Here is a 15,858-nt window from a genome sequence, read left to right as displayed (position 1 = left end):
TGGATCAATCGACGTTGGTCCGCGTGGCTCCTGCAAGCCGATGGCTGCGTGCATATCTTTCCGAGCGGTCCAGCAAGGCGTCCCGGTCGCTCAACAGCCGGGCGAGGCAGTCGTCGCCATTCTCCTTTGTCCTCTCTTCGTCCGGGACCGGCTCTCCGAAATGCTCGATCTGGGCTTGCAACTGGTCGCGCGCCCGCGAGAGCCGGCTTCTGACCGTGCCCAGGCGGCAGCCCAGGACGGCCGCGGCCGCGTCGTAGCTGAGGCCGATCACGCCCACGAGCAGAAGAACTTCCCGGTGGTCTCCCGACAGGCGCCAGAAGGCCTGGGCCATTTCCCGCAGCTCGACGCCCAGCTCCTGATGCGCCGGTGTGCTCAGCGAGGGATGATCCGCCTGCCCCTCGAGATCCAGATCGACGCTTCGGTTCCTCCGGCAGATATCGAGGAACCGGTGGCGCATGATCGTGAAAACCCAGGCGCGGAAGCTCGTGCCGGGCGTGAAGTGGCGTCGGCCCGCCCAGGCGCGCAGGAGCGTGTCCTGAAGAAGATCCTCGGCCGCATCGGGCTTACGGGTGAGAGAGCGGGCATAGAGATGCAGGGCCGGGGCCGCGGCCATCAGTTCCTGCGCGAAGTCGAAAGAAGGATGTTCGGACATGTCGACACCGCCCGCTGTTTCCAACGCCGCCGGACCCCCCTCATTCGGCGGCTGCGTGTTGATGGGAGACGTTCCGATTGAACAACGTGAAGTTGTGTTTACGAAAACCTGCACCGTTGGATCGCGACCTGCCGGCGCGGTTGCGGGCTTCGCCAAGCCACGCGAACCAGCCGCCGACGATCCCGACAGTGTCCGTATCATCATCGCAGCGCAGTTATTCATGCAAAAACCCCGATCTCGCCAAGGTACCGAGGATTTCAAATGAATTGCCGAGACGATCCGTCTCCGGCGCGCTCGCTTGCCTCTAAGTTGACGGCAGCGACAAGAGAGCAAATCATATTCTACGAAAACGCTCTAGAGAAAAATGAGCATGGTTCAAAATTTTTGCGGAAATGCCCCCAAAAGGTTGTAATTCGGCGAAGGTTGGAACGCGATCCCACTGTCAAATGCTGTGGTTGCGGCGTGCGATTGCATGCAAATTAAAGGGACAGTGCAGCCGAGATACGATGGTGCCCATGAAAGCGACAACGGTTTGATCGGCAATGCCGCGGCGCGTCACCCGGCGAATGTTGCAGGATTTCGTCGAAGGTCGTCTCGGCTCAGACGATGAAGCGCTTGTCTTGAATCATCTGAAAGGGGATCCCGTTCTGCGCACGCAGACCATGAGGCTGCGGAAGCAGGCGGAGCTGCTGCGCCGATATGGGCGCGCGCTGACAGAGGATTCCGTGCCGGGCTATCTGAGGGATCTCACGGCGGAAAGCCTGCCCGGCTCTTCCCAGTCGGCCCCGTCCCCCGCCAAACCGTCGCGGTCGAAGCGACGCCCCAACTGACGCTCGTCAGCAGCCGCTGAACTCGGCTGCCAAGAACGCCAGCGTGTTTCTCGTCCGATTCAATTCATGGGATGGAGGCGGCCGCTCACGGATGGGCGCCGGCCGCGACAGGCTCGCGACCGGCGCCAGTGGAGCCGAGCCTCAGGGGGTCGCGGCGTCGGCACCGCTGTCCGGGATCGACGGATTGGCCCCGCCGGTGCCCGTGACCGTATTGATGTGGCTGCTGCCCGAGTTCACGAAGCTGGAGCCGGTGCCGCCGGTGCTGACGCCGACACCGCCCGTCGTGGTGCCGACGCCGGTGTTCGTGCCGGTATTGGTGCCGGTCGCGCTGGGCGACGTCGTGCCGGTACTGGTGGAGCCCACGGTGCCCGTGTTGGTGTTGGTCCCCGTCAGCGGGTTGACGCCGGTGTTGGTGTTCAGATTGGTATTCGTGCTCGTTGCGGGATTGTTCGTGGTCGGGCTCGCGGCGCTGTCCGGCACGCTATTGCCCAGCGGGCCGCCACCCGTCGTGTCGCTCATCGGTGCGCCGGTTCCGGTGCCGGTTCCAAGGGTCGAGCCCGTGCTGCTGGAGCCGCCCGACGAGCTGCTTTGAGACCAGACCGCGCCGCTCGTTCCGATCGCGATCAACGCGCTGGCGAGAAGTAGCGGAAGACGTTTCATTCGAACCTCCTTGGGATCGCCGCCCCGAGATCCGGCCCCGGAATCCTGTCTCGAGACGAGGCGTGTGGGGCGCGCGCTTGCCGCGTACGCCGGTGCTTGTGGACGTGAACGCCGAATGCGGGACCCGGTTCCTCGGGGAGCAGGGAGGATCGCGGGCGCGGATCAGTTGAAATGCCGGCGCGCGACGATCTCCTCCACATAGCGGGCCCGCGCGTCGGCGTCCCAGCCGCAGTTCTTTTTCCTGCACCATTCCAGGAACGCATCATGGTCGATGAAGATGCGTTCCACGACGTGGCCCTCGTGGCGAAGGCGCTGCTCCAGCTCTTCGGCGACGGACAGCCACTGGTCGAAGACCGGCGGCAGGCTCGCCGCATCGACCATTCGGGAGCGAAGCGTCAGGTAATCCTCGCCGCGGTACCAGGGGATGCCCACGGCACGAGCTGTGGGATTGATCATGACATTTCTCCGTGCGACGGCATCGATATGGCCACGCGGAAAGAACGGAGTTCGACGCGCCGGCGTCTGCGGCCGATTGACCGACCGCTCCGCCTTCAACTCCTGGGGCAGAGAGGCGGTTCCTGGAGCCCGCCAGATATCTCACCCTTGGATCGTTCACGGTGGGAACCGGAGGGGCCGGGACCGGGGCCTCGCGCCGAAATCCGACGGCCGAGTGGCCCGTTACGGGTGAAAAAATCGGGGGGCTGCTCGCTTTTTTGTCGCAGGGCTCCCCCGTGGCCGCCCTCGGTAGAAACCCCTAACAACATAAAATTACTGTGTATTTTAGGTTTTTCTAGATCATTGATTAACTGACCAAATTCCGAAAATAGTCACGTTATGTTTACCATTCGGGCGAAACCTGACCCTCAAATAACACAACAGGATTGTCCAAAGGGCTGAGCGTCCGCATCAGCCGAATGCCAAGGGGACGAATGCATGAGGGTCCTGGGAGAACAATTCAGAGGCTGGATGAGCCATGGGAGGCTCGACGCCAACGAGACACGATGGCTGCTGCTGCTGACGCCCGTGGCCGCGGCGGCGCTCTATTTCGTGATCGGCGCCACCTGGGTCCTGGTCTCGGACAGTCTTCTGTTGCTCCTGTCCGCCGGTGACGAAACGTTCTTCGCGCAAGGACAGACGAACAAGGCCTTCCTCTTCATCGGGCTTTCGACGGGCCTGGTTTACGTCCTTTCGCGATACTGTCACCGGGCTGCCATGGCGCAGTCCACCGAGCAGGCGGCCTCGCACCAGCAGCGGGTCGAGCTGCTGGATGCGCTCTCCGATCCCGTGGTGACCTTCGATCCGCAGGCCCGCGTGACGGCCGTCAATTTCGCCTGCACCCGTATCGTCGGCCATGCGCGCGAAGACATACTGGGCCGGCCCATGCAGGATTTCGTCGCGCCGGCGGATCGGCCGCGAACCATCGAAGCCTTCCTGAAGGTGATGCAGGGGCAGCAGATCGGGCTCGAGGTGACGATCCTGCGCAAGGACGGCTCGACACTGCCCTTCGAGTTCCAGGGCGTGCCGCTCAAGGACGCGGTCGGGCGCATCATCGGCGCCTTGGCGAGCGGGCGCGACATCAGCCAGCGCCTCGAGGCGGAAGCGAGGCTTCAGCGCCACCTGTTCGGCCTGGAGGCGACGTTGCGCCAGACCATCGCCGCCATCGCCACCATGGTGGAGAAGCGCGACGGCTATCTCGCCGGTCATCAGGAGCGGGTGACGGTGCTGGCTCTCGCCATCGCCGATCGGATCGGGCTCGACCGGCATCGCCGCGAAGGGCTCAAGCATGCGAGCATCTGCCACGATATCGGCAAGATCCAGATTCCGAGCGAGATCCTGAGCAAGCCGTCGCGACTGACCGAGGCCGAGTTCGCGATGATCAAGTCGCACCCCGAGGCCGGTTACGAGATCCTGAACAAGGTCGATTTCCCCTGGCCGCTCGCGGAGATCGTTCGCCAGCATCACGAACGCTTCGACGGGTCGGGTTATCCCCGGGGCCTTGTCGGCGAGCAGATCCTGCTCGAGGCCCGCATCCTCGCGGTCGCCGATACCGTGGAGGCCATGACCTCGCACCGGCCCTATCGCGCGGCGATCGGGCCTGCGGCCGCGCTGCAGGAGATCCGCCGCGGCTCCGGCTCGATCTACGATCCCGCCGTGGTCGAGGCTTGTCTCGCCCTGTTCGAGCAGGAGCATTTCGAGTTCGCGGCCTGACGCCTCGGGAACTCAGCCCCGGAACGGAAAGCCGCTCCCCGCGAGCGCGGTATCGCTGAAATCGCCGGCCAGCACATCGGCGCCCGTGAAGAGGCTCGGCGAGAGCTTGGCACCGCGGAAGCTGGTCGCGATCTGGGCACCGCCGGCCAGCGGCAGCGGCGCGATCCGGGAGCCCGTCAGGTCGATGCCGGTGAGGTCCGCGGCATCGAAACGCCCGCCTTTCATCATGGCCCCGCGGAACAGCGCCTGGCGCAGGTCGGAGCCGCTGAAATCGACGGCATAGAGCCGGGTCTGGGTGAAATCGGCGCCGGCCAGGCTGCAGCGCCGGAACACCACCAGCCGCAGCATCCGGCCGGCGAGGTCGATCCGCGAGAGATCGGCGCGCTCGAACACCGCCTGCTGGCCTTCGCGCCCGTCGGATTGCAGCCACTTCTCGTGCGTCTCCAGCACGGCCGGCAGGTTGTCGCGGTTGTTGACGGGAGGCGGGTCGAACTTGGCATCGCGGGCCCAGCCCTTCACCTGGCTCATATCCTCGGGCATGAGGCCGGTCAGGTCCGCGCCGGTGAAGACCGTCTTGTCGATCGAGACGCCCACCATCTTGACGCCCACCATCCGGGCGTTGGTGAAGTTGGTGCCCGAGAGATTGGCGCCGCGCAGATCGGCGCCGCTCATGTCGCAGCCCGAGAAGTCGGCGCCGATCATGGTGGCGTTCGCCATGATGGCGCCCGCCATGCGAGCGCCCTTGAACACCGAGCCCGACAGCTTGGCGTTGCTCAGGTCGGCGCGGAAGAAATTGGTCATCTCCGCCTCGGCCACGCCGTCGACCTCGATCTCGCCCACGCGCTTGCGGTGGCGATAGAGCACGCCCTCGCGCAGATCCGCCTCATGCAGGTCGGCGCCCTCGAGGTCCGTGCCCGCCAGCCTTGCGCCGCGCAGGATGGCGCGGCGGAGCTTGGCACCCCGCAGATGCGCGCCCGACAGATTGCCGCCGAAGAAGTCGCATTCCGTGAAATCGCAATTGTCGAGCCGGGCGCCGCTCAGATCGGCGCCGGTGAAGACCAGGCCGTGAAGGTCCAGGCCGGAGAGATCGATGCCGGGCAACGAGCAATAGGAGAGGTCGCCGCGCTTGCCCTTGGAGGGCGTGCGGGTCCAGAGCAGATGCGTGCCGATGATCGCCTTGAGCTCTTCCGGCGAGGGAACCTTGAGATCCTGTCGGGTCATGCGCTCGTCTGTCGTCCGGGTCGCGGTTCGACGCCAGCGGTCGATTTCCCCGGCGCCTCTGGGCAGGCCGGAGGGACGTCGGCCAAGCCCAATCCGACAGCCTAAAAGGTGAGCGTTAACCCTTTCTTTTCCTGGAAATCCCCGCCGCCGCTCCCTTGGGCCCAGAGGAGCGCCGCCCCGGGGCGGAGGAGGGGGCCGGCGGGAACCGAAGGGCCGGGCCGGCGTTGCGTCGAGAACCGGCCCGGAAGCGAGCAGACATCATGCCAACCGATTCCAGAGAACGCGCCGAGCAGACCGCGAAAGAGCAGCGGGAAATCCAGCAGCAGATCGACCGCATCGAGGACAGCCCGCCGCCGGAGAAGGCGGGAGGCGCGATGCAGGCGGGTGCGCGGCCCTATCCCGCACCTCCCTTTCCGAAACAGCATCAGTGGAAACCGGGAGAGGAGGCGCTCCTGTCGCCGGCGCCCATGTATGACGCGCCTTACTACAAGGGCTCGGACAAGCTGAAGGGCATGGTCGCCATCATCACGGGCGGCGATTCCGGCATCGGACGCGCCGTGGCCACGCTCTATGCGCGCGAGGGTGCCGACCTCGCCCTGGTCTATCTCAACGAGCATGACGATGCCGCGGTCACGCGGGAGGCCGTCGAGCGGGAGGGGCGGCGCTGCCTGCTGATTCCGGGCGATGTCGGCAACCGGCAGTTCTGCCGCGAAGCCGTCGCGTGCGTCGTGAAGGAGCTGAGCCGCCTGGACATCCTCGTCAACAACGCGGCCTTCCAGCTCCACACGCCCCGGTTCGAGGATCTGACCGAGGAGCATTTCGACCGCACGCTCAAGACCAACCTCTACGGCTATTTTCACATGGCGCAGGCGGCGGTCGAGCAGATGACCGACGGCGGCGCCATCGTCAACAACGGGTCGGTGACGGCCCTGCAGGGCAGCAAGGAGCTGCTGGACTACGCCATGACCAAGGGCGGCATCCATGCCTTCACCCGCTCGCTGGCGAGCCACCTGGTCGAGCGCGGCATCAGGGTCAACGCGGTGGCGCCGGGGCCGGTCTGGACGCCGCTCAATCCGGCGGACCGGTCGGCCGAGGATGTCAGCCGGTTCGGCGCCCACACGCCGATGAAGCGTCCCGCCCAGCCCGAGGAGATCGCGCCGGCCTTCGTCTTCCTCGCGTCGTCCCATTGCTCCAGCTACATCACCGGCGAGATCCTGCCCGTCATCGGCGGCTATGGCGGCGGGTGAGCCTGTCCATCGACCGGGGTCGGACGAAGCCGGCACGCCGTCTCGCGTGCGCCGGCGATAGCAAGGAGTGAGACAATGCCTCGCAAATATTCCAAATCCGCCTCGCGAACCGTTGCCGGCGCCATGCGGCGACGCCAGAAGGGCACGCTTCGCAGCGGCCCCGGCGGCAAGGGCGGGAAAGTGAAGACCCGGGCGCAAGCGCTTGCCATCGGAATCTCGGAGGCGCGCAAGAAAGGGAAGAAGGTCCCACCGCGTCGCAGCCGCAAGAGCGGCAGTCGGAAGAAGTCCTGAAAGGTTTTCGCGAGGCGGCGCCGGCGCCGAAGCCAGCGTTCCTGTGACCTTGTTGTGGCTTCGTCCTCGCGCGGACCGGCAAGGCCAAAGGGCGACGTGCCCGGCATCTTTGCGCAGACCGGTGGAACCGGTACCGAAAGCCGCCGTTGTGGTGTGTATCGACAACCCGACCACGAAGGGAATTCATCATGGGTAACCCGATGGACAAGCCCGGCCAGCAGCAGGGCCAGCAGAATCAGAATCCGCAGCAGATGCAGCAGAACCCGCAGCGGAATCCGGGGCAAGGTCAGGGCCAGAAGCAGGGTGATCCCACCCAGCATGACCCGAGCCAGCGCGACCGTCAGGGCGGCACCGGCCCGCAGGAGCGCTATGCGCAGGGCACCGATCGCTCGCGCGAGGTCCCCGTCGATCGCAAGGGCGATCAGAATCAGAACAAGCCGGGCGTGGGGCGTGGCGAGGACAAGCAGGGCGGCAAGCACTGATCCTGCGCGTCAAGCGAGGGCGCCGAAGGTCGACCGTCAGGTTTGACTGAACGCGTCTGAGCGAAGGCCCGGCGTCGCTCCCGCGACGCCGGGCCGATTGCTTTCTGGAGGCCGCCGCTCGTCACGCAGCAGGGCCAGCGTCGCTCGATCCTAAGGAGGTTCTCATGTGGAAGCAGCTGATGATGGATCGGCGTCCCGGCGCCCGGCGAGCTTATGCTCCGCCTTCGCGAGGGCAGCGTCTCGCCACGATCCCCGGACCCGGCCGCCCCGATCCGGATCCGCCCCAGCCGGTGCCGCCGGGCCCGCCGCAGCCGGGCGATCCGGTTCCGGGCGATCCGGGCCCGACCGATCCGCCGATGCCGCTGCCGGGCCGGCGCAATCCCGATCTCCCGCCCGACCAGCCGCCGGGGGCGCCGCCCGGTCGCGCCCCGCGATTTCCTGCAGGACCAGATCCGGCCTGAACCCTGAATGCGGGGCGGAGCGGAACGGATCGAGGCCTTCGCAGTTACGTCTGCACGGACGATAACGACACCCGACTCTGAAGGAGAGATTCAATGGCGTCGCCCATTCCCCAGACTCAAAGCACGCTCGAGCAGCGCGAGACCTACAGCCTCATCGGGGCCAACAAGGTCAATGGCACCAATATCTACAACCCCAAGGGCGACCATCTCGGCGAGGTGGACGAGGTCATGATCGACAAGCTCTCGGGCAAGGTCGCTTACGCCGTGGCGACCTTCGGCGGCTTCCTCGGCCTCGGCCAGAGCCGCTACGCTCTGCCCTGGTCCGTCCTCAGCTATGACACCGGCAAGAGCGGCTATGTCGTCAATCTCGATGCCGACACGCTCAAGAAGGCACCGCGCTACGAGAACGAGGCGGAGCTTTCGGATCGCGAATGGGGCACCCGCCTCCATGATTATTACGGCATCCCGCCCTATTGGCTCTGATCGCCGAAGGGCCGATATCAGTGACGCCGGCCCCTGAGCCCGCGCCGGCATGCAAGGCGGGCGCGGGCGGGGCCGGCTCCTTCATGAGGAGAAATCCATGCCACGCGGCGACAAATCGAAATACACTGCCAAGCAGAAGCGCCAGGCACGGCATATCGAGGACAGTTTCGAGAAGCGCGGCTTTCCGCCCCAGGAGGCGGCGCGCCGGGCCTGGGCCGTCGAGAACAAGATTTCCGGCGGCGGCCGCTTGGGCGGTTCCGGCGAAGGCCGGCCGGAGAACCGGGAGCCCTACGAGAAGGGCGGAAAGCGTGGCGGCCGGGCGACCGCGGCACGTCCGGCTGCGGCGCGGACGGCATCCGCCAAGAAAGCGGCACGGACGAGGGCAGGCCGTCGCAAATGACACAGGAGAATCTCATGAGCGACGAAGATGAGGACACGGACGGCTTCATGCCCGGGCGCGAGATGAGCAAGGACGAGCCGGGCGCCATCGCGCATGACAGGAAAACGGGCGGCCATGGCGAGCCGGTGCTCAGTACGGAAGAGGCCCGGTCCGGCGAAACCTCCGGTCATCTGCGCAAGATCCTCGGCATCTCGATCGCGATGGTCACGATCGCCTTCGGCATCCTCCTGGCCTATTGGATGAACAATGGCTGAGCCGAAGGGCGCGCGGCCGACCTGGAGCGGCGCCATCCGCCTGTCGCTGGTGGTGCTGCCGGTCGCGATCTATCGCGCCGTCGACGTGCGCAGCGAGATCCGGTTCCACCAGATCCACAAGCCGACCGGCAAGCGGGTCCGCCATCTGAACGTCGTGCCGGGCCAGGGCGCCGTCGAGCGCGAGGACATCGCCAAGGGCTACGAATATTCGAAGGATCAGTATGTTCTGATCGAGCCCGATGAGCTCAAGGCGCTGCGGCTGGAATCCAAGGACAGCTTCTCCATCGTGCGGTTCGTCGACCGCAACCAAATCGACGCGATCTATTTCGAGGAACCCTTCTTCGTCGTGCCGGATGGCGAGGCGGCGATGGAGGCATTCGTGGTGATCCGGGACGCGTTGCGCTCGACCAAGCGCATCGGGCTGGGGCAGATCGTGCTGTCGGGACGCGAGCGCATCGCGGCCCTGCAACCTTGCGGAAAAGGCATGTTGCTGGAAACGCTCCGCTATGCGGAGGATCTGCGAAAGGCGGAGGACTATTTCGCCGGCATCAAGAACGTGCCCGTCGACAAGGACCAGCTCGGGCTGGCGCAGAAGCTCATCGAGCAGAAGACGGGCGATTTCGAGCCGGACCGCTTCAAGGATCACTACGAGAATGCCCTGCGCGAGCTCATCGAGCGCAAGCTGAAGTCGAAAGGACGCCGTATCCAGGTCGAGGAACCCGAGCGCAAGGGCGCGGAGGTCATCGATCTGATGGAAGCCCTGCGGCGGAGCGTGGGTCGCCGGAGCAGTGGGAGCGATAGCGAGACCCGGATCGATCGCGGGCCGCAGGCTCCCGCGCCGCGCAAGAAGCGGGCGGCCCCTTCGCGCGCGCCGGGCCGGGCACGAAAGCGGGCATGAGGGCAGGGCGGCGGCGGAAGGCGGCTCCCCGGGACAAATCGCTGGCGCGCTATCGGGCCAAGCGGGATTTCGAGGCCACGCCCGAACCGCGCGGCGCCCAGGGACGAAGCGGGGGTCGCCGCTATCTGATCCAGAAGCATGCAGCGCGCCGGCTGCATTACGACTTTCGGCTGGAGATGGACGGCGTCCTCAAGAGCTGGGCGGTGACGCGCGGTCCCAGCCTCGATCCCGCCGACAAGCGCCTGGCGGTGCATGTCGAGGATCATCCGCTGGCCTATGGCGACTTCGAGGGGACCATTCCCAAGCCGCAATATGGCGGCGGCACCGTCATGCTCTGGGACGAGGGGAGCTGGGAACCGCTGGGCGACCCCGACGCCATGATGCGGGCGGGCCGGCTCAAGTTCCGCCTGGAGGGGGAGCGGCTCAAGGGCGAATGGAACCTGGTGCGGATGCGCCGCCGCTCGCCGCGCGACAAGCACGACAACTGGCTCCTGATCAAGGGGCGCGACGGCGAAGCGAAGCCCGGTGACGGCGGCGCCCTCCTCGAGGAGGCGGATCGCAGCGTGCGCTCCGGCCGCAGCATGGAGGAGATCGCCCGCGGCTCATCGGTCTGGCACAGCAACCGGGGCGATGCGGGCGCCGACGGCCGAGATGCCGCGAAGGCGGCGAGGCCGAAGCCGTCTCCTGCGAAGACGGTCAAGGCCGCCGGCAAGCGCGGCAGGCTGCCGGATTTCGTCGAGCCGCAGCTCGCCACCCGTGTCGGGGCGCCGCCCGCGGGCGAAGGCTGGGTGCATGAGATCAAGCTCGACGGCTACCGCATCCAGGCGCGGCTCGATGGCGGCAAGGTCTCGCTTCTGACAAGGCGCGGGCTCGATTGGTGCAAGCGCTTTCCCGCCATCGCGAAAGCGGTCGGGGCCTTGCCCGCGAAGACGGCGCTGCTCGACGGCGAGATCGTGGCGTTCGAGGCCGACGGGCTCTCCAATTTCGGCCAGCTGCAGGCCATCCTCTCCGGTGACGAGCAAGGCGAGCTCGCCTTCGTTCTGTTCGATCTGCTCTATCTCGACGGCCAGGATCTGCGCGCGTTGCCGCTTCTCGAACGCAAAGCCAGGCTTCTCGGGCTGCTCGGCGCCACCGAACGCGGCGTCCTGCGGTTCAGCCAGCATTTCGATCGCGATGGCGGCGAGATCTATCGCCATGCCTGCGAGCTGGCGCTGGAAGGCGTGGTCTCGAAGCGCGCCCAGGATCCGTACCGCTCCGGCCGCGGCACGGGCTGGCTCAAGTCCAAATGCCGCGAGCGCCAGGAGTTCGTCATCGGCGGCTTCACCCGCCCGGCCAAGGGACGGCCCGGCGTCGGCGCGCTGCTCCTGGGCTATGGCGACGGCGGCCGTCTCCGCTATGCTGGCCGGGTCGGCACCGGCTTCGGCCGGGCGCAATCGCTCGCGCTGCGGCGCAGGCTCGAACCGATCCGCCAAGACGAGCCGCCCTTCGCGGCGATCCCCGCCGCAGCCCGACGCGGCGTGACTTATGTCGAGCCGAGCCTGGTGTGCGAAACCGAGTTCGCCACCTGGACCCGGGACGGGCTCGTCCGTCAGGCCTCCTTCCTGGGCTTGCGGGAAGACAAGCCGGCCAGCGAGATTACGCGGGAGAAGGTGATGCGACGCGCAAGCAGGAGCCCGGGGCCGGCGGAACCGGAAAAGCCCACCGTCGCGGCCAGCCGCAAACGCAAGGCGACAGCCGCCGGCAAAGCGGAATCGGGTGCGAAGGGCGAGCAGGATTTCCATGGCGTGCGGCTCACTCATCCCGGGCGTCTTCTCTACGAAGAGCCGGCGATCAGCAAGCTCGATCTCGCCCAATACTATGTCGATGTCGCCGACCGGATCATGCCGCACGTCAAGCACCGGCCGCTGGCGATCGTCCGCTGCCCGGACGGGGCCAGCGGGACCTGCTTCTTCCAGAAGCATCTCTCCGCGGGCATGCCGGACGCGATCAAGCCCTTCTCGGTCAAGAGCAAGGAGGGGGCGCGCGAAAGCTATGTCTCGATCGAGGATGAGCGCGGGCTGATCGCGCTGGTGCAGTTCGGCGTGCTGGAGATCCATCCCTGGGGCGCTTCGGCCGACGATGTCGACAAGGCCGACCGCATCATCTTCGACCTCGATCCGGATCCGAAGGTCGAGTGGCCCGACGTGATCGCGGCGGCGAAGGAAGTCCGCGACCGTCTGCAGGAGCTGAAACTCGAGAGCTTCGTCAAGACCACGGGCGGCAAAGGCCTCCATGTGGTGGCGCCGCTGCGGCCGGCCGTCGCCTGGGAGCCGGTCAAGCGCCTGACCCAGGCGATCGCCTTCAGCATGGCCGCGGACAAGCCCGCGCTCTATCTGGCCAAATCGTCCAAGGCCGCGCGCGGCGGCAAGATCTTCATCGACTATCTGCGCAACGATCGCGGCTCCACGGCGGTGGCGCCGTACTCAACCCGGGCGCGGGCGGGCGCGCCGATCTCGGCGCCGCTCGACTGGCGGGAACTGAACGCCCGGCTCCGGTCCGATCGTTATCGGCTGGGCAACATCCGGGACCGGTTGGCGGCGTTGCCGCGCGATCCGTGGGAAGGGTTCTTCGACATCCGGCAGAGCCTGGGTGCGAAGACCTTGAGCGCGTTGAAGACTTCGCGCTGACACGGCCGCGGGCCCGCGAACCGCCGGCATTTTCGCAGGCACGGCGCCGCCCCTATACGGTCGGATAAGACCCGCTTCTTAGGTTTAGCTGTCCGTTTGCGGCCTGGATTCCAGCCCCCCGCTGCTTCATAGACCCCCTCACACGGTGCCGTCGGGCTAGGACGGCCTGTGCGCGGCAACGCCACGCGACAAAGCCTTCGGCCCCGCCCGAGGTAACGTCATGCGGCAACGCCACGCAGCGCCGTCCAGGCGAGGCCGGGCTTTCGAGCCCGGCCGAGCGGCGTTCAGCGAAGCTCAGGTTTCGTGGCGTTCCCCCCACATCGCGGAACCCGCCAGACGGCGATCACTCGAGTGCCGGTACCCTCCCATCGGCGTCCCTGGCCGGTGGAAGGGGCCGGCCTTTCCTTCCTTCCTTCATTTCACGACGCCGCGGCGCTTGAGAAATCGCGTGAGCCGGCGCAGCGAGCCGAACGCGAGACCCGCCGAGATCGCGGCCAGGGCGAGGGTGATCACGATCCCGAAATGGGTCTGGCCCAGCGGCAGACCGCCGACATTCATGCCGAAAATGCCGAAGACGAGCGAAGGCGGCAGAAGCAGCGCGGTCAGGATCGACAACGCATGCAGATGGCGGTTGGTCTCGGTCGCGAGCCGGGTCGCGATCTCGTCCTGCAGCAGCCGTCCCCGCTCGAGCATCGCCATCGCTTCGTGATCCAGCGACGAGAAGCGGTGCAGGCAGTGCTGTATGTCGATGCGTTGCCGCGCGACCGCCTGTTCCAGGCCGGAGGCCGGATCGGTACGCTCGAGGAGCGCGCAGAGGCCGGCGAGGCGGCGATGCACGCGCACCAGGTGGCGGCGCTGTCGCGCCAGTCCCAGATTGTCGATGGCGGTGTTCTCGACGAGAAGGCGATCCTCGATCTTGTCGAAACCGTCCGACAGGATATGCAGGCGCCCACCGATGTCGGCCGCGATCTGATCGACGATCGACTGCAGCAGCGCGCCGGGCGCCGCCATCGCCTGGCCCTGCTCGATGGCTTTCTGCAGCTCGAGCGTCGCCTGCAGCACATGCCGCCCGCCCGTGACGAGCGCGTTGTGGGTCAGGACGAAGCGCAGATGGCTCGATTGCTCGGACCGGTCGTCCATCTCGCGGACGATGTCGGGAAGGGCGCCGGCCAGCACGCCGTCCTTGGCCTGAAGGGCCGGGTGCTCCTGGGCGGAGAGCAGCATGAGACGGGCGGAATCCGGCAGATAGGGCGCGTGCGTCAGCCAGCCATGCGCCCGCATGTCGAGCAGATCGAAATGGAGCCAGAACCAGTCGCTCGGCGCGGCGTCGAGATCGATCGGCTGGTCGGGGGCGAGAGGGGCCGGCGCTCCGGTCGGCCCGAAGCGCCAGGCCCAGACCAGACCCGGCAAGGCCCTCTTCTCGGCTTGCAGCCAGAAGAGGGCCTGCACGGGTGGCATGCGGGGTCGCTCCCGCCGGATCAGAACAGCAGGCGGAAGACGAAGTAGAGGCCGCCCGACAGCATCATGGCGGCGGGCAGCGTGAACACCCAGGCCATGGCGAGGTTGCGGACGGTCGACCATTGCAGCCCGGACTTGTTGGCCGCCATGGTGCCGGCCACGCCGGAGGACAGCACATGGGTGGTCGAGACCGGCAGGCCGTACATGTCGGCCGCGGCGATGGTGCCCATCGCCACCAGTTCGGCGGCGCCGCCCTGCGCGTAGGTCAGGTGGGTCTTGCCGATCTTCTCGCCGACCGTCACGACGATGCGCCGCCAGCCGATCATGGTCCCGAGGCCGAGCGCGATCGCGACCGCGATCTTGACCCAGAGCGGGATGAACTTGGTCGAGTTGTCGAGCGACTTGCGGAAGGCCGTCAGGTTCTTGGCGGTGGTCTCGTCGAACTTCGGATCGTCGGCCTTGAGCAGCAGCCGGATGGCCTCCGATGCCAGATACATGTCGTTGCGGACGTTCTGCACCGCTTCGGAGGGAACCGCGCGCAGGCTGCCGTAATGGCTGATCTGGGTGGAGATCTCTCCCATGAGCTGCTGCAGCGACGACACCGTCTCCGGCGCCAGCGTGTGCGAGCGCACATAGGCGGCGACGCCTTCCCGGATATCGGCCGGGGCGGGCACGCCGTTGGCGTAGCTGGTCAATGAGCCCTGGGTCACCTGCGCCAGGGCCTCGAACTGGGTCACCTGGTCGTTGGGGATGGCCCGGTTGAGGGCGTAGGCGGTCGGCACCGTGCCGATCAGGATCAGCATGATGAGGCCCATGCCCTTCTGCCCGTCGTTCGAGCCATGGGCGAAGCTCACGCCGGTGCAGGTGAGGACCAGCAGGCCGCGGATCCACCAGGGCGGGGGCTGCTTGCCCTTGGGCGCCTTGTAGAGCTCCGGCTTCTTCACCAGCGCCTTGACCAGGACCAGCAGCAAGGCCGCGCAGAGGAAGCCCACGAGCGGCGAGAGCAGCAGCGAATAGCCGATTTTGACCGCCTGGCTCCAATCGACGCCGCTGGTCGAGTGGCCGGTGGGCGCCATCAGCTGGTTGGCGAGGCCGACGCCGATGATCGAGCCGATCAGCGTGTGCGAGCTCGAGGCCGGCAGGCCCAGATACCAGGTGCCGACATTCCAGAGGATGGCCGCGATCAGCAGGGCGAACACCATGGCGAAGCCCGCATCGGAGCCGACCTGCAGGATCAGCTCGACCGGCAGCAGCGAGATGATGCCGAAGGCGACGGCGCCCGTTGAGAACATGACGCCGAGAAAATTGAAGACGCCCGACCAGACGACCGCGAAATGCGGCGGCAGGGAATGGGTATAGATAACCGTCGCCACGGCATTGGCCGTGTCGTGAAATCCATTAACGAACTCGAAGCCCAGCGCCACCAGAAGGGCGATGCCGAGAAGGAAGAAGGGAAGGAAGGTCCGGACATGGACCTGCGCGTCGTCCATGTCGGAATAGATGCTGTAGGCGGTGAAGACGAGGCCGACGGCGAGCAGCCCCACGAAGATGATCAGCGTTGCGGGATTGACGGCAGCGTCGAGCTTCGGCTTGTCGAAGCTGTGGGCGCCGGATGTCGAATGGGGAGCGGCGATTTGGGTCATGGCG

At 66.7% G+C, this 15,858-nt stretch carries 16 protein-coding genes; 10 read left to right on the top strand and 6 right to left on the bottom strand.

Annotated elements, in window-relative coordinates:
* Window positions 1-4 precede the first annotated feature (4 nt).
* Entirely contained in the window at window positions 5-676 is a 672-nt protein-coding gene (locus FRZ61_RS13150) for a sigma-70 family RNA polymerase sigma factor (RefSeq protein WP_191909006.1), read from the bottom strand.
* Here FRZ61_RS13150 and FRZ61_RS26425 point away from each other — a divergent pair.
* Window positions 651-917, top strand: coding sequence for a hypothetical protein (locus FRZ61_RS26425; protein WP_191909005.1), 267 nt, complete (start codon window positions 651-653; stop codon window positions 915-917). The two genes, FRZ61_RS13150 and FRZ61_RS26425, sit on opposite strands and share 26 nt — an antisense overlap.
* A gap of 706 nt (window positions 918-1,623) precedes the next feature.
* Here FRZ61_RS26425 and FRZ61_RS13145 read toward each other — a convergent pair.
* Window positions 1,624-2,142 (bottom strand): hypothetical protein, encoded by a 519-nt coding sequence (locus FRZ61_RS13145; protein WP_151118157.1) that lies wholly within the window; start codon window positions 2,140-2,142, stop codon window positions 1,624-1,626.
* Window positions 2,143-2,304: 162 nt separating this feature from the next.
* A complete protein-coding gene (locus tag FRZ61_RS13140; protein WP_151118156.1) occupies window positions 2,305-2,598 on the bottom strand; it encodes a hypothetical protein in 294 nt (97 codons plus the stop codon).
* A 510-nt stretch (window positions 2,599-3,108) separates the two neighbouring features.
* Between FRZ61_RS13140 and FRZ61_RS13135 the strand changes: the two genes are divergently transcribed.
* A complete protein-coding gene (locus FRZ61_RS13135; protein ID WP_191909004.1) occupies window positions 3,109-4,350 on the top strand; it encodes an HD domain-containing phosphohydrolase in 1,242 nt (413 codons plus the stop codon).
* Between the two features lie 12 nt (window positions 4,351-4,362).
* Here FRZ61_RS13135 and FRZ61_RS13130 read toward each other — a convergent pair whose 3' ends face one another.
* Window positions 4,363-5,571, bottom strand: a complete 1,209-nt coding sequence (locus FRZ61_RS13130; RefSeq protein ID WP_151118154.1) for a pentapeptide repeat-containing protein — start codon at window positions 5,569-5,571, stop codon at window positions 4,363-4,365.
* A 260-nt stretch (window positions 5,572-5,831) separates the two neighbouring features.
* On the opposite strand from FRZ61_RS13130, the gene FRZ61_RS13125 reads away from it, so the two are divergent.
* The 8 genes from FRZ61_RS13125 (at window position 5,832) to ligD (ending at window position 12,753) form a co-directional block, all read left to right on the top strand.
* Complete coding sequence (locus FRZ61_RS13125; protein WP_151118153.1) at window positions 5,832-6,818, top strand: SDR family oxidoreductase; 987 nt, start codon at window positions 5,832-5,834, stop codon at window positions 6,816-6,818.
* A gap of 75 nt (window positions 6,819-6,893) precedes the next feature.
* Entirely contained in the window at window positions 6,894-7,109 is a 216-nt protein-coding gene (locus tag FRZ61_RS26935; RefSeq protein WP_151118152.1) for a DUF6496 domain-containing protein, read from the top strand.
* Window positions 7,110-7,297: 188 nt separating this feature from the next.
* Window positions 7,298-7,591 (top strand): hypothetical protein, encoded by a 294-nt coding sequence (locus FRZ61_RS13115; RefSeq protein WP_151118151.1) that lies wholly within the window; start codon window positions 7,298-7,300, stop codon window positions 7,589-7,591.
* Between the two features lie 554 nt (window positions 7,592-8,145).
* The gene (locus FRZ61_RS13110; protein ID WP_151118150.1) at window positions 8,146-8,535 is read left to right on the top strand and encodes a PRC-barrel domain-containing protein; all 390 of its coding nucleotides are present in this window, start codon (window positions 8,146-8,148) and stop codon (window positions 8,533-8,535) included.
* A gap of 97 nt (window positions 8,536-8,632) precedes the next feature.
* Window positions 8,633-8,935 carry a plasmid stabilization protein gene (locus FRZ61_RS13105; RefSeq protein WP_151118149.1) on the top strand — a complete coding sequence of 101 codons (303 nt, stop codon included), beginning with the start codon at window positions 8,633-8,635 and terminating at the stop codon, window positions 8,933-8,935.
* A 14-nt stretch (window positions 8,936-8,949) separates the two neighbouring features.
* A complete protein-coding gene (locus FRZ61_RS13100) occupies window positions 8,950-9,189 on the top strand; it encodes a hypothetical protein (protein ID WP_151118148.1) in 240 nt (79 codons plus the stop codon).
* Window positions 9,182-10,087, top strand: a complete 906-nt coding sequence (gene ku, locus FRZ61_RS13095) for a non-homologous end joining protein Ku (RefSeq protein ID WP_151118147.1) — start codon at window positions 9,182-9,184, stop codon at window positions 10,085-10,087. The genes FRZ61_RS13100 and ku overlap by 8 nt, the downstream gene beginning before the upstream one ends.
* The gene (gene ligD, locus FRZ61_RS13090) at window positions 10,084-12,753 is read left to right on the top strand and encodes a DNA ligase D (RefSeq protein ID WP_151118146.1); all 2,670 of its coding nucleotides are present in this window, start codon (window positions 10,084-10,086) and stop codon (window positions 12,751-12,753) included. The genes ku and ligD overlap by 4 nt, the downstream gene beginning before the upstream one ends.
* A gap of 414 nt (window positions 12,754-13,167) precedes the next feature.
* Here ligD and FRZ61_RS13085 read toward each other — a convergent pair whose 3' ends face one another.
* On the bottom strand, window positions 13,168-14,211 hold the full coding sequence (locus tag FRZ61_RS13085; protein ID WP_191909003.1) for a CorA family divalent cation transporter: 1,044 nt from the start codon (window positions 14,209-14,211) through the stop codon (window positions 13,168-13,170).
* Between the two features lie 20 nt (window positions 14,212-14,231).
* Window positions 14,232-15,854, bottom strand: a complete 1,623-nt coding sequence (locus tag FRZ61_RS13080) for an inorganic phosphate transporter (protein WP_151118144.1) — start codon at window positions 15,852-15,854, stop codon at window positions 14,232-14,234.
* Window positions 15,855-15,858: the final 4 nt, after the last annotated feature.

Source organism: Hypericibacter adhaerens, from assembly GCF_008728835.1.
Lineage (GTDB): Bacteria > Pseudomonadota > Alphaproteobacteria > Dongiales > Dongiaceae > Hypericibacter > Hypericibacter adhaerens.
This window is presented reverse-complemented; position numbering and strand designations above follow the sequence as displayed.

Excerpts from the sequence above, each read along its gene's own strand:
- FRZ61_RS13080 (WP_151118144.1), bottom strand. The coding sequence starts at position 15,854 with ATGACCCAAATCGCCGCTCCCCATTCGACATCCGGCGCCCACAGCTTC.
- ku (WP_151118147.1), top strand. The coding sequence starts at position 9,182 with ATGGCTGAGCCGAAGGGCGCGCGGCCGACCTGGAGCGGCGCCATCCGC.
- FRZ61_RS13110 (WP_151118150.1), top strand. The coding sequence starts at position 8,146 with ATGGCGTCGCCCATTCCCCAGACTCAAAGCACGCTCGAGCAGCGCGAG.
- FRZ61_RS13140 (WP_151118156.1), bottom strand. The coding sequence starts at position 2,598 with ATGATCAATCCCACAGCTCGTGCCGTGGGCATCCCCTGGTACCGCGGC.
- ligD (WP_151118146.1), top strand. The coding sequence starts at position 10,084 with ATGAGGGCAGGGCGGCGGCGGAAGGCGGCTCCCCGGGACAAATCGCTG.
- FRZ61_RS13105 (WP_151118149.1), top strand. The coding sequence starts at position 8,633 with ATGCCACGCGGCGACAAATCGAAATACACTGCCAAGCAGAAGCGCCAG.
- FRZ61_RS13115 (WP_151118151.1), top strand. The coding sequence starts at position 7,298 with ATGGGTAACCCGATGGACAAGCCCGGCCAGCAGCAGGGCCAGCAGAAT.
- FRZ61_RS13125 (WP_151118153.1), top strand. The coding sequence starts at position 5,832 with ATGCCAACCGATTCCAGAGAACGCGCCGAGCAGACCGCGAAAGAGCAG.
- FRZ61_RS13145 (WP_151118157.1), bottom strand. The coding sequence starts at position 2,142 with ATGAAACGTCTTCCGCTACTTCTCGCCAGCGCGTTGATCGCGATCGGA.
- FRZ61_RS13085 (WP_191909003.1), bottom strand. The coding sequence starts at position 14,211 with ATGCCACCCGTGCAGGCCCTCTTCTGGCTGCAAGCCGAGAAGAGGGCC.
- FRZ61_RS26425 (WP_191909005.1), top strand. The coding sequence starts at position 651 with ATGTCGACACCGCCCGCTGTTTCCAACGCCGCCGGACCCCCCTCATTC.
- FRZ61_RS13100 (WP_151118148.1), top strand. The coding sequence starts at position 8,950 with ATGAGCGACGAAGATGAGGACACGGACGGCTTCATGCCCGGGCGCGAG.
- FRZ61_RS26935 (WP_151118152.1), top strand. The coding sequence starts at position 6,894 with ATGCCTCGCAAATATTCCAAATCCGCCTCGCGAACCGTTGCCGGCGCC.
- FRZ61_RS13130 (WP_151118154.1), bottom strand. The coding sequence starts at position 5,571 with ATGACCCGACAGGATCTCAAGGTTCCCTCGCCGGAAGAGCTCAAGGCG.
- FRZ61_RS13135 (WP_191909004.1), top strand. The coding sequence starts at position 3,109 with ATGAGCCATGGGAGGCTCGACGCCAACGAGACACGATGGCTGCTGCTG.